Below are 13025 nucleotides of genomic sequence, written 5' to 3' on the forward strand. Positions count from 1 at the left end.
ATGGAAGGGCATGACCGCAGAGGCACACCCTCGGGCAACCCGGGAGGTCCGGGCGGGCGGGCCGTCCGGGCAACGCGCGCCTCCCGCGCGTCTGCCCGTCCGGACGTTTCGGGTAAGCGGACGCGCGCATAGCATGTCGGCGGTGAGTATCTGGACTTCCCTCGAACCCGGCTCGATCACCGTCGACCCCGGCAGCACCGGTTCGCTGACGTTGCGGCTGCGCAACACCACCGATCTGGTCGAGGAGTACCGGATCGCGGTCGCGGGCGACGCCGGACGCTGGGCGCAGGTCGAACCGCAGGTCGTCCGGTTGTATCCGGGCACCACCGGGACCGTCCAGATCACGTTCGCGCCGCCCCGCTCGCCGGACGCCGCCGCCGGGTCGCACCCGTTCGCCGTCGAGGTCGCGCCCACCGAGCAGCCCCAGCTCAAGACGGTCGTCGAGGGGAACCTGACGCTCACGCCGTTCAGCGAGCTGCGCGCGGAGCTGCTGCCGCCGACCGTCCGCGGACGGTTCGGCGCGCGCCCGAAGTTCGCCGTCGACAACTTCGGCAACACCAAGGTCACCGCGTCGCTGGTCGGCAAGGACAACGGCGGGCAGCTCCGGTTCGAGCTGCTCCCCGCGAACGTGCAGATCGAGCCGGGACGCGCCGCGTGGGTCAAGGGACGCGTCCGGCCGCCGCGCGTCGCCTGGTTCGGGTCCCGCGAGTCCCACCCGTACAGCGTGGACGTGCAGCGTTCGGGCACGGAGCCGATGACGGTGAACGGCACCTACGTCCAGCTCGCGCTGCTGCCGCGCTGGCTGCTGGGGTTCTTCTCGCTGCTGGTCGCGGGGGCCATGGCGTTCGCCGTCGCCTGGTTCGTGTTCGTCCCGCAGTACGCCTCGCGCGCGCGGGACGGCATCACGCCGCTCAACCCGACCGGCAACCAGATCGCGATGCCCACGCCCACGGCCGACGTCCCGAAGGACCAGAAGCCGCCGAAGGACAAGAACCCCCAGCCGTCCGACTCGCCGGACGACCAGAAGAAGTCCGGGGGCGGCGGGGGCGGGGGCAACAAGCCCAAGAAGAAGTCCGTGACGTGGGTGACGCTCGTGAACGGCGAGAACCACGGCTGCCTGGACAACGCCAGCGACGGGTCCAGCGTGTACGTCATGCAGTGCAACGAGGGCGACAACCAGTCCTGGGCCTGGATCAAGCAGGACAGGCAGGGCCAGGACTGGAAGCTGAAGAACAAGAAGAACGGCATGTGCCTGAGTGAGAGGGGCGAGCAGGGCTATCTCGTGAGCTCGGTCAACACGGCCATGGCCGACTGCGGCGAGGCCGACCTGTGGGGCCGGGAGAGCGACTGCGTCCGCAACCGGAAGACCGAGTCCTGCCTGGACACCGCCGAGGACGGCCACGCCGTCTACCTCTTCAACCGGAACGAGGGCGACAACCAGCGCTGGCGCACCGTCCACTGAGCGTCGGTCGGCGTCGCGCGCGCACGCGACGCCGACCGTTCCGTCAGGACTCAGTGCCGGGAGCAGGCGGGACGGTCGGCGTCTCGGTGCCAGAGAGCAGGCGGAACGGTCGGCGTCCGTCAGAACTCGGTGCCGGGGAGCAGGCGGCCCATCTTGCGGTACTCGCGCCGGGCCCCGGCCAGGACGTCCGCCATCGCGACGGGACGTCCGGCGCCCGCGGCCAGGTAGGCCGCCGTCGTCGCGGCGCTGCGGATCGCGCCGCCCGACAGCTCGAACTCGGCGGCGCACCGCGCGAGGTCGATGTCGTCCCCGCACGGCACGGGCGGCGCGAGGGCGTGCTCCCACAGCGCGCGGCGCTGGCGCGGGTCGGGGAAGGGGAAGTCCACGACGAGGTCGAGCCGGCGGGTGAACGCGTCGTCGATGTTGGCCCGCAGGTTGGTGGTGAGGATCGCGATCCCGTCGAACGACTCCAGCCGCTGCAGCAGGTAGGCGCTCTCCAGGTTGGCGTACCGGTCGTGGCTGTCCTTGACCTCCGAGCGCTTGCCGAAGACCGCGTCGGCCTCGTCGAACAGCAGGACGGCGTCCAGCCGGTCGGCCTCGGTGAAGATCCGCTCGAGGTTCTTCTCGGTCTCGCCGACGTACTTGTCCACCACGGCCGACAGCTCCACCACGTACAGGTCGAGGCCGAGTTCGGCGGCGACGACCTCGCTGGACATGGTCTTGCCGGTGCCGGACTCCCCCGCGAACATCGCCACCACGCCCCGGCCGCGTCCGCCGCCCGAGCGCAGCCGCCACTCGCCGAGGACCCGGTCCCGGTGGCGGGCGCGGCCGACCAGCTCGGCCAGCTGCTCGCGCTGCTCGTCCGGCAGGACGAGATCGTCCCAGCCGACCGCCGGACTGATCCGGCGCGCGTGTTTCTGCAGGCCGGTCGCGTTCTGGAGCCGCGCGCCGCGATGCAGGTGCGCGGCGGCGAGCGGGACGTCCTCCAGCGCCGCGTGGTCGAGCGCGGCCCTCACCGCGCGGCGGATCTGCGGCGCGTCGAACCGGAAGGTCGCGGTCGCGGCCGCCAGGTCGAAGCCGAGCGTGTCGGCGTCCACGCCGAGCCGGGCCAGTTCCGTCCGCCACACGCCGGTCGCGGACCGCGCCGAGACTTCCAGGACGAGTGGCTGGACGTCCGACCAGGCCGGATCGTACGGCCGGTTCCCGGACAGCAGCACCGGCACTGGACGCGCCCCGGCGGAGGCCGTCGCGAAGGACCGCACGAGCGAGCCGTCCGGTACCGGCCCGACCACGATCCCGGCCCCGCGCAACCTCGCCTCCCGCACCAACGCCGGGACGAGACTGGCTTCAAGACGCGCGGGATCGACTCGCAGGGTTGGGTACCCCGCGAGCGCGAGGGCCTGGCAAGCCGCCGCCATGCCCGCTCCTGGCCGTGTCTCCCGCAGATAGACCAGCGACGTCCCGGACGCCGTCGAAGCCTCGCCCGCGAGCAGCCGGGCCAGGTTCAGCGCCTCGCGGTCCGGCTCTGCGTTGATGCGTGGGGACGGAGGTTCGAGCGATACCGCACCGAGCAGGTCGGGGTCGAGGGAGTCGCCGCCCAGGAGGTGGTCGACGATGCGGTCGGGGACTCGGAGTGAGCGGCCGAGGAAGGGACGGTCGTCCTCTTCCACCACGAGCAGACCCCGTCCGACCAGCGGGGACGCGGCGGCGAAGCGGGAACGGGCCGCGGCCGACCCGGCGGGCAGGCCGCACAGGTCGAGGGTGAGGCCGATGGTGGCGCGGCGGCGGCTCACGTCGTCGTTGAGGTAGCCGTACAGCGGCTCGAAGGAGCGGTCGATGTCCGGCGCGGCGGCGGTGAGCAGGATCTCCAGATCGAGAACGTCCAGCTCGAACACCTCGGCCAGCCGGTACAAGACGGCGTCGTCCGCGGCCAGGTCCAGGGCGTGGACGGCCCGGTCGTGCTCGGGGTCGCGGACGGACGCGGGCGGCGGGCCCGCGGCCAGCCGCGACGCGGTCTCCGGAGCGAGGTACAACCCTCGGAACGGATCGGCCGCCGTGGGGTCGTCCGAGCTGCGGTCCACGACCAGCAGCCGGACGCGTTCCCGCAGCAGTTCGAGCCGTCCCGCCAGATGGTCGGTTCCGAGTGGCGGGACGGTCTGGGGTTCGATCACTTCTGGAGCCTGCGCGTCCGGACGGGCGGATCGGGCAGCTTGCCCTCGGTGTCGCCCACGGTGACCACGACGCTGTCGGTGACGGCCGGGCCGACCGGGTACTCCGGCGACACCGGCATCGGCGCGGTGACCACGACGTCCAGGGACGGCTTCAGCTCGCCGCCGAGCGCCGACCAGATGTCGGCGATCGACCGGGACTCCGGCGGCGGGACGGCGGCGGAGACCGGGACGGCCATGCCGAGCTCGGCCAGCACACCGCCCGGCGGCAGCGACCCGTCCGGGAGGATCTCGTTCCGCAGCAGGCACGCGAGCACCGCCGACAGCAGCCGGTGCTCGTCCTCGGGACGCTTCGTCCAGGCCGTGACCAGGTAGGACAGCCGGAAGTGGCGCGGCGGCTGGCGGCGCGCGATCACCCGGCCGTCCGGTCCGTGCACGGCGAGCGGCCCGCGTTCGCGGCGGCCGAGGTCCTCACGGACGTCGTACAGGTAGGCGTTGACGGTGGGCGTGTTGCGCTGCGCCGCCCACTCGCGGTTGGGGGCCTCGAAGGAGACCCGCACCTCGCCGGACGGCAGCGCGCGCTCGGTGATCAGCGCGCGCAGCGCCTCGTCGACCTCGTGAATCATTTAGATGTATCCCTCGCGGATGGCGTAGGCGACCGCGTGCGCGCGATTGCGCAGGTGCAGGCGGCTCATCACGCCGTGCAGGACGTTCTTGACGGTGCGTTCGGAGTAGGAGAGCTTCGCGGCGATCTCGGCGGTGTCCATCCCGTCCGCGACCAGCCCGAGCACGTCAAGCTCACGCTGTGCGAGTCCGATGGCGCCGCCGCCGGGCGCGTGCGCCGCGCCGCGCTGGATGCGTCCGACTTGTTTGAGGAGGCGTCCCAGCAGGTCGGGGGGGAGGTCCGCGCCGCCGCGCGCCGCCGCCAGGACGGCCCGGGTGAGGGTGTCCGCGCTGGCCTCGTGCCGCCACAGGATCGCGACCACGCCCGCCTCCACGGCGTCCAGGAGCTGGGCCTCCTTGAGGTGCGCGGCGACCAGCACCGTGCGGGTCCGGGAGACGCGGGAGTAGCGGCGCAGCGCGCCCCGGGTCGAGTCGTCCACGGTGTCGGCCACCACGACGGCGACCTCGGCGTCCGCGTCGTCCACGAGCCGGAGTTCGGCCCTGCCGCGGAGCCCGGAGGTGACTCCGGCGAGCGTGATGGGGTCCGGGGCGTGCACCACGACGGAAACGGTGGACATGGTCAGGGTCATTTCGCGCTCTCTCCCTCGTGCAGCGGGGATGCGGCGGCACCGGCCGCGTTCGGCCCGTTCGGGGCCGGTGGGATCGGCCCGTTCTGGGCCGACGGGGTCGGCCGCGCCTGATCCTTAAGAGTCGGCTCGGCCGGGATCTGTTCGGGGACGCGCAGGGTTCCGTCCGGCCGGACGGGCCAGCGCGTCCCCGCGCCGACGACCTTGCCGAGCGCGATGACGACGCCCCCGGGCGGGGCGGTCTGGGGCACCTTCATGTCGTCGGCGAGGAAGACGACGCGTCCGCGCTCGTCGATCTCGTCGGCCTCCGGCGCGGCCCCGACGTCGGCGGATCCGACCGCCCGGATCCGGACTCCCCGGGTCCAGGGGCTCTCGCGGAGCCCGTCGGCGAGCGTCCGCGCGGCCTTGCGGACGCCCGAACGCGACCCGGACAGCGAGATCGGCCCGGGGACGGACCGCAGGTCGACCCACATTCCCGGCTGGACGGGCGCGAGCAGCGGGAGCGGCGCGGGCGCGTCCCGCACGTCGTCGGTCAGCTCGGTGATCTCGCTCGCGGGCAGCCGCCAGCAGGCGCCGCTCGCGTCGGCCTTCCAGGGCTCGGGCGCGTCCATGTCCGGGGCGGTCAGCAGGACGGTGAGCGTGCCGTCCGCCAGGCCGACGGCGCGGACGCGCGGCATCGGCCGTCCCGCCTCCTCGCAGTCGACGGCGAGGAGGCGCAGGCCGCGGTCGACGGTCCGCACGGCCTCCGGCCCGGTCTCCGGACGTCCCTTCGGCGCGGCGTCCTTCCGGCGCCGCGCGAACAGGACCCCGGCGACCAGCAGCCCCATCAGCAGCAGGCCGCCCGCCGCCGCGCCGACGACCGCGATCACGGTGCCGCCGCCGTTGCCGCTCTTGCCGTGCCCGGCGGCCGAGGTCGCCGCCACGTTCATGCCCGGCGACCCCTGCGCGACCTGCGGAAGCTCGGCGCTGGAGGTCGGCTGCGGCAGGGGAAGCGAGCTGGGCGGCGAGTCCGGCGACGGCGGCACCGCCTTCAGCTTGTCCTTCGACTTGTCCGGCTTCGCGGTGTCCTTGCCGGGTGTGTGCTTGGACGTCGTGGGCGGCTTCGCCGGAGAGTTCTTGTGGGCCGGTTTGCGCGCGGACGCCCCGCACGCCGCCGTCCGGCTCGGGTGGTACCGGATCCCCGTGACCGTCCCGGGCGGTATGTGGTAGTTCCGCGTCTTCGGCCCGAGGCACGCCACCAGCCCCTGGTACGGCGAGTCCCGGTAGAGGCCCATGTAGCCGCTGCCCATGTTGACCGCCGACTGCGTCCGGTCGTTGATCTGGTCACCGGCCATGTCGTGGTCGTAGGACGGGTTGTTGGTCGCCCACAGGCCGTCCTGCTCGCCATTGTCCGCGAACACGCACGACCATCCCGGCGAGCACACCGAGAACGCCTGCGCGGGGACGGCGGGCACCCCCACCGCCAGGACCGTGACCGCCGCGACCACCACGCCGGACGGCCCGGTCCGACTCCTCCTGGGCATTCGACGCCCCTTCTGCTGCTGTGTCACTCGGGCAGTCTCGGGGGCGCCGATCATCAACGGATGAACGCGCGCCGATTGCCCTTTTGGACAGTCCGAACGGGCAACCGGTGTCAAGTCGCGAAGGCGCCGAGACGGCGAGAGCTGTCGTCTTTTTCGACTCATGATGTTTGGTTGTGTCGTCCGCTGTTGAAGTGGAGGGACAGCCGAGATGAAGGGAAGGTGTCGACCGGATTCACGGCCGATTTCCTCACCATCCCGGGGGAAGGAGGCACCGGACGGACCCAGGCGCTGCGCATCACCGTCCCGTCCGGCACTCCGAACACATAGGACTCCCCAGAAGCGCGAGGAGTTCGGAACCAAATCGGTCACATCGCCCGAAGCCGGGCCGCCACGACCCGCCTGGAGGCGGCCTCGGGGCACGTGCGGACACCGGCCGGGCCGCCGCGGCCGTCCGGGGCGAGAGCATCCGACGACGTCCGGGACGTTTTCCGTGCGGCGAAGCGCTCCCCTGCCGCCGTCCGGATGAGCCCGCGCATTCAGGCACTCTCGGCGACATCCAAGTCGCTCGGCCACGACGAAATCGGAGGCGGCACTCGCGAAGTCACAGCACTCGCGAAGCCCACCTCCTTAGTCAGGCGAACGGTCGGTGAGCACGCTAGCAGGGCGAAGTGAACCGCCGGACGCGGCCTCTCCTCCAAGAGAATGTGCCACCGCTGGCTGGCAGAAATTCAAACCCGCCGATCCGATTCCGGCGAAGCTCTCACAGGCCGATGTCCGCCCACTGACCTGGACTGGTTCGTCATTCCATAGATGATCTTGTTGCGCCACTCTGCGCTTTCCGTCCCGCATCGACACCGAGCCCGGCGCACCGGACCACCGTCCCCGAACGCCGCTCACCGGCGGAGCCCGGTGGCCCCGGATCTCCCCTTGCGTTCCCGGGGGCGGGTGGCCGACGCTTGAGCCTCATTCGATCTTGGGGGCGTCGATGATCCGGGTACTGCTGGCCGAGGACGTGCGGATCCTGCGCGAGGCCCTGGCCGGGTTGCTCGCGCTGGAGGACGGGATCGAGGTCGTCGCCCAGGTCGAGCGCGGCGACGCGGTCGTCCAGGCGGCGCTGGACACCCGGCCCGACGTCGCCGTGCTCGACATCGAGCTGCCCGGCCAGGACGGGATCACCGCCGCCGCGGAGCTGAGGGAACGGCTGCCGGAGTGCCGCGCCCTGATCCTCACGGGCGTCGGACGGCCCGGCACGCTGCGGCGGGCCCTGTCCGCGCAGGTCGCCGGGTTCATGGTCAAGGAGGCGGCGCCCGCCGAGCTGGCCGACGCGATCCGCAAGGTCGCCGCGGGCGGCCGCGTGGTGGACCCGCAGCTCGCGTTCGCGGCGCTGGCCGTCCAGGACTGCCCGCTCACCGAGCGCGAGGTCGAGGTGCTCCGCCTGACCGCCGAGGGCGACGAGCCCACCCAGGTCGCCGCGCGAGCGGGCCTGGCGTACGGGACCGTCCGCAACTACCTGGCGTCCGCGGTGACGAAACTGAACGCGCGCAACCGTGTCGACGCCATCCGCATCGCCACCGACGCCGGCTGGATCTGACCCCGGTCGGCTACGCGGCCGCCAGGGCGACGGCCACGGGGAACTCGGCGACCAACGTGAAGCGATCCCCTTCACGCCGGACGGTCAGCGTTCCCCCCACCTCCGCACTCCGCACCCGCAAATTGGCAAGCCCCATGCCACCGCCACCCGAAGCCAACGCGGTGTCGGCGCACCCCGAGGCAGACGCAGTGTCGCCGCGCCCTGGGGCAGACGCAGTGTCGCCGCGCTCCGAGGCGAACGCGGTGTCGGCGCGGTCCGGGGTGGGCGCGGTTTCGCTGGGGCAGGGCGGGGCGAGGTCGGGTGCGCCGTCGTTGGAAACGGTGACGCGCAGGCCGTCCGCGCCGGCAGAGATCTCGATCGTGCATTTGCGGGCGTGACTGTGCCGGACGATGTTGGTCGCCGCCTCCCGCAGGACGATCGCCGCCGCCGAGCCGTCCATGCCGGGAGGCAGCTCATCGGTGTCCACGCGCACCTCGATCCCGGTGGCCGCCAGCATCGAACGCGCCGTCTCGACCTCCGCCGACAGGGACAGCGAGGTGCGGACGCGGGTGATCGACCGCACCGACGCCAGCGCCTCCTCGGCGAGCGTCGCCAGCTCGTCCAGCTGAGCGCGCGCAGCGTTCGGGTCCCGTTCCGCCAGCCGTCCGGCCAGCTCGCCCTTCACGACGAGGGCGGACAGTTGGAAGCTCATCAGGTCGTGGACGTCGCGGGCGATCCGCAGCCGCTCCTCGACCACGGCCATGCGCGCGGCTTCCCGCCGGGCTTCGGCCAACGCGGCGATGACGACGGGCAGACGGCACAGCACGTAGACCGTCGTCATGAACTGGGCGCCGCCGATGAGGTTGGTCAGCGCCCACGCCCAGCCCGCGCCGAGCTGGTATCCGCGCAGCGCCGGAAGGCAGACGAGCACCGCCGCCGCTCCCCAGGACCATGGCGGACGCCCGTGGAACAGCACCACGCCCGCGACCAGCGCCGTATAGCTGCCCGGCAGCTTCGGGCCGATGACCAGGAACGCGGTCGTGAGCAGGACGATCTGGAGGAGCAGGGACGCCCACAGGGCGCGGGGCGGCGCACCGTTCTCGCGCGGGAAGACATGGCGGAGCTGGAGCAGGCCGACCAGCGGCAGGAGCGTGAAGGCCACCGGGTACTTGGCCCAGGCGATGCCGTCCGAGTCGGGCGCGCCGTCGTACAGGGCGACCAGCGCGCTGCCGACGTGGTCGATCTCGAAGACCAGCAGGACGAACCAGGCCAGCCACGGCGCCGAGCCGGACACCCGGGCGCCCTTCGGACGACGCGCCGGGACGCTCGCCCGCACCGACGACGGCGTCGTCTCGACCCGTCCGCCGAGTTCGACGAGCCGCGCCACCGGGCCCTGGAGCGCGTCGCCCAGGTCGGTGGGCGAGCCCGGAAAGGTCACCGTCAGCCCGGACGGTTCGGCCAGTTCGATCGAGCAGCGCTCCGGCGGCCCCTGCCGCAGGACGGCGACGACCGTGCGGCGCAGCAGCGCGGCCAGCGCGGCGTCCTCGGCGGCGGGCAGGCGCGGCGGCGTGCCATCGACGACGACCGTGACTCCGGCCGCCGCCAAGACCGAGCGCGCCGCCTCGACCTCGTCGTCCAGCGACCGTTCCCGCTGGTCGGCGGAGACGGCCCTGACCTCGTCCAGCCCCGTCCGCGCGACCTCCACGATCCGCGCGATCCGATCCGCTCCGACACCACGCCCGGCATCGGGCCCGGCAGCACGTCCGTTGGCGAGCCCAGCGACACACCCGGCGGCGCGTCCGTTGGTGGGCTCGGCGGCGGGGCCTGCGTCCGGTCGGGCGTTCGGGTCGGAGCGGGACGCGCGGGCGAGGGCCAGGACGAGGGCCAGCCGTTCCCCCAGCGCCGCGTCGAGGCCGCGCGCGATCCGCAGCCGCTCGCGCGCGACCTCCAGCGGAGCGAGCTCCGCCCGGGTCGCGCGCAACTCCGCCGCGTACCGGGCGAGCCGCGCCATCGCGAAGAACGCCAGCCCCATCGTCACGGTCACCAGCGCGCTGTAGATGGCGAAGGCGAGGCGATGGTCGGGCCGCCAGACCGCCCAGGTGACGAACTCGGCGGTGACGACGAGCCCCGCGGGCAGCCATGACCACCGGCCGTCGAAGGACAGCAGCACCGAGGTCACGACCAGCGCGGACGCCGACCACCACCCGTTGCCGGAGAGGACGTACGGCCAGAAGGCCAAGGCCGTCTGGAGCACCAGCGCGGCCGGAACCCACCGGCGCGCGAGGACGCCGAGCGCGATCGCGGTCGTCAGGCCCGCCTCGACGGCGAGCCCGGCGGCCGCGAGGATCCCGGGGCCGGTTCCGGCGGGCGTGACGAAGGCGCTGCCGATCAGCACGGACCACGCCTTGGAGCCCCACCACAGGACGAGGCAGACGAGGAACAGGCCCATGGGAGACCAGGGCGGCCGCAGGGCGACACGGGTCCGGATCACATGCCCCCCACACGAGTTCGCCCGGTATCGGGGACGACGGCCGTTCTTGTGCATTCTGCACGGTCGATCATGCACACCCCATCCCGAATGCTGCAGACCGCAGCGGGGCCAGTGCGCCAGGCACTACCCGCCGACCCCGTCGCCCGCGAGGCTTCTGCAGGTCAGAGCAGTCATGAAGGGAAACCCGGTGAGCAACGAGATCACGCCTTTCCGCATCGACGTCCCGCAGTCCGAGCTGGACGACCTGAGGGACCGCCTGGCCCGCACCCGCTGGGCGGACGAGCTTCCGGAGGCGGAGGTCACCGACGGCGTCCAGAAGGGCGTGGCGCAACCCGGCTGGGAGTACGGCGTTCCCGGCTCCTACGTCCGGCCGCTGGTGAACCGCTGGCTGGAGAAGTACGACTGGCGCGAGTGGGAGGCCAGGATCAACGCCTTCCCGCAGTTCACGACCGAGATCGACGGCCAGCTCGTCCACTTCCTGCACGTCCGGTCACCCGAGCCGGACGCCACCCCGCTGATCCTCACGCACGGCTGGCCCAACACCTTCCTCGAGTACCTGGACCTGATCGGCCCGCTCACCGACCCGGGCGCCCACGGCGGCGACCCGTCCGACGCGTTCCACGTGGTCGTCCCGTCCATCCCCGGCTTCGGGTTCTCCGGGCCGACCAGGACGCGCGGCTGGAACGCGGCCCGGACCGCCGCCGCCTGGGCGGATCTCATGGCGCGCCTCGGATACGACCGGTACGGCGCTCACGGCAACGACGCGGGCGCGATCGTGTCGCCGATCCTGGGCGAGTTGGACCGGGACCACGTGGTCGGCGTCCACGTCAACCAGATCTTCTCCTTTCCCAAGGGCGAGCCCGGCGAGTTCGACGGCCTCACCCCCGAGGAGATCGGCTACCTGCAGTTCGGGCAGGCGTTCGTCGAGCACGCCATCCACGACCGGTCCCAGGCCAACCAGCCGCAGACCCTCGCGCACGCGCTGTCGGACTCCCCCGTGGGGCAGCTCGCCTGGATCGGCCAGCTGTTCGGCGACGCGCTGACCCCCGACGAGGTCCTGACCAACGCCACGATCTACTGGCTCACCAACACCTCGGCGTCCTCGGCCCGCTTCTACTACGAGAACCGCGACTGGTTCGCGACGCACGCGGGCGAGAGCCAGGGTGAGCGGACGACGATCCCGCTGGGCCTGGCGTCCTTCGCCTATGACTTCCGTCCGGTCCGCAAGTTCGTCGACCGCGACCACGCCAACGTCGTCCACTGGAACGACTACGACAAGGGCGGCCACTGGGCCGCCCACGACGCCACCGACCTCCTCATCGACGACATCCGCCAGTTCTTCCGCACCCTCCCGTAGCCCACCCGCGAGGGGCCCCAGGTCACCGACCTGGGGCCCCTCGGAGGGACGTCTCCGGGTCAGCGGAGCCCGCGGAAGAAGTCGCGCAGGTCGCCGATCACGAGGCCGGGGGTCTCCATGGGCGCGAAGTGGCCGCCGCGGTCGAACTCCGACCAGTGCACCACGGTGTTCTGCTTCTCGGCGATGCCGCGAATCGTGTTGTTGCCCGGGAAGAGCGCGATGCCGGTCGGAACACCGGAATCGGGAAGCTCCGCGCCCCAGTGCTGGGACTCCTTGTACAGCCGCATGGACGAGCCGGTGGTGTTGGTGAACCACAGGACCGAGAGATTGGCGATCAGCATGTCGCGGTCGATCGCGTCCGTCGGCGTGGCCTTGGCGGGATCCTTGAAGGTGTTCACCACGTCCAGCACCCACGCCAGCATGCCCGCGGGCGAGTCGGCGACCGCCGGCGCGAGTGTCTGCGGACGGGTGCCCTGCATACCCGCATAGCCCGAGGTCTGCTTGCTGCTCCAGTCCTTCAACTGCGCCAGCTTCTCCCGATCGCTCGCGCTGTACCCCGATCCGTCATCGCCCCAGGAGGGGATGGTGATCGGGTCGTTGAGGTGGACTCCCACCACATGGTCGGTGTCGATGCGGCCCAGCCGCGGCGCGATGAACGAGCCTGCATCGCCACCCTGTGCGCCATAGCGCTCATATCCCAGCTGCGCCATGAGCTTCGCGATGAGCTCCGCGCTTCGGTCGGTCGACGCCTCGCCGGCCACGTGGGTCGGGCCGGAGAAGCCGAACCCCGGGAGCGTCGGAATCACCAGGTGGAAGGCGTCCTCCGGGGCACCGCCGTGCGCGGCCGGATCGGTGAGCGCGTCGATCGTGGCGGTGAAGTCCTGGAACGGCCAGCCGTGCACCAGGACCAGCGGCAGCGCGTCGGGCTCGGCCGAGCGGACGTGCAGGAAATGCATCCGCTGCCCATCGATCTCGGTGGCGAACTGCGGATACCGGTTCCGGGCGGCCTCCTGGGCCCGCCAGTCGAACCCGGTGCGCCAGTACTCGGCGAGCTCCCGCACGTAGCCGGTCGGGATGCCGTGCGTCCAGCCGACGCCGGGCAGTTCCTCTGGCCAGCGGGTGGCGGCCAGTCGCCGGTTCAGATCCTCAAGGTCGGCGTCCGGGATGTCGATGCGGAAGGGAACGATCTTCGTCATGCCCTCAA

At 72.2% G+C, this 13025-nt stretch carries 9 protein-coding genes; 3 read left to right on the forward strand and 6 right to left on the reverse strand.

Going from position 1 to position 13025, the window contains the following annotated elements; genetic code table 11:
• Window positions 1-142: 142 nt before the first annotated feature.
• Window positions 143-1462: a hypothetical protein gene (locus AB0L06_RS09110; RefSeq protein ID WP_500230412.1), complete on the forward strand. Its 1320-nt coding sequence runs from the start codon at window positions 143-145 to the stop codon at window positions 1460-1462.
• A gap of 119 nt (window positions 1463-1581) precedes the next feature.
• Here AB0L06_RS09110 and AB0L06_RS09115 read toward each other — a convergent pair whose 3' ends face one another.
• From AB0L06_RS09115 to AB0L06_RS09130, 4 genes are read right to left on the reverse strand one after another with little or no spacing between them, the layout of a single operon-like run.
• Window positions 1582-3633 (reverse strand): ATP-binding protein, encoded by a 2052-nt coding sequence (locus AB0L06_RS09115; RefSeq protein WP_500230413.1) that lies wholly within the window; start codon window positions 3631-3633, stop codon window positions 1582-1584.
• Window positions 3630-4256: a Pvc16 family protein gene (locus AB0L06_RS09120; protein ID WP_500230414.1), complete on the reverse strand. Its 627-nt coding sequence runs from the start codon at window positions 4254-4256 to the stop codon at window positions 3630-3632. The genes AB0L06_RS09115 and AB0L06_RS09120 overlap by 4 nt, the downstream gene beginning before the upstream one ends.
• A complete protein-coding gene (locus AB0L06_RS09125; RefSeq protein WP_500230415.1) occupies window positions 4257-4871 on the reverse strand; it encodes a helix-turn-helix transcriptional regulator in 615 nt (204 codons plus the stop codon).
• Window positions 4872-4879: 8 nt separating this feature from the next.
• The gene (locus AB0L06_RS09130; protein ID WP_500230416.1) at window positions 4880-6403 is read right to left on the reverse strand and encodes a peptidase inhibitor family I36 protein; all 1524 of its coding nucleotides are present in this window, start codon (window positions 6401-6403) and stop codon (window positions 4880-4882) included.
• Between the two features lie 985 nt (window positions 6404-7388).
• On the opposite strand from AB0L06_RS09130, the gene AB0L06_RS09135 reads away from it, so the two are divergent.
• On the forward strand, window positions 7389-7994 hold the full coding sequence (locus AB0L06_RS09135) for a response regulator transcription factor (protein ID WP_500230417.1): 606 nt from the start codon (window positions 7389-7391) through the stop codon (window positions 7992-7994).
• 10 nt (window positions 7995-8004) lie between these two features.
• On the opposite strand, the gene AB0L06_RS09140 is transcribed toward AB0L06_RS09135, so the two are convergent.
• Window positions 8005-10464, reverse strand: coding sequence for a sensor histidine kinase (locus AB0L06_RS09140; RefSeq protein WP_500230418.1), 2460 nt, complete (start codon window positions 10462-10464; stop codon window positions 8005-8007).
• A gap of 172 nt (window positions 10465-10636) precedes the next feature.
• On the opposite strand from AB0L06_RS09140, the gene AB0L06_RS09145 reads away from it, so the two are divergent.
• Window positions 10637-11821, forward strand: coding sequence for an epoxide hydrolase family protein (locus AB0L06_RS09145; protein ID WP_500230419.1), 1185 nt, complete (start codon window positions 10637-10639; stop codon window positions 11819-11821).
• Window positions 11822-11880: 59 nt separating this feature from the next.
• Here AB0L06_RS09145 and AB0L06_RS09150 read toward each other — a convergent pair whose 3' ends face one another.
• Complete coding sequence (locus AB0L06_RS09150) at window positions 11881-13017, reverse strand: epoxide hydrolase family protein (RefSeq protein WP_500230420.1); 1137 nt, start codon at window positions 13015-13017, stop codon at window positions 11881-11883.
• Window positions 13018-13025 lie beyond the last annotated feature (8 nt).

It is taken from the genome of Spirillospora sp. NPDC052269 (assembly GCF_040679435.1).
GTDB lineage: Bacteria > Actinomycetota > Actinomycetes > Streptosporangiales > Streptosporangiaceae > Spirillospora.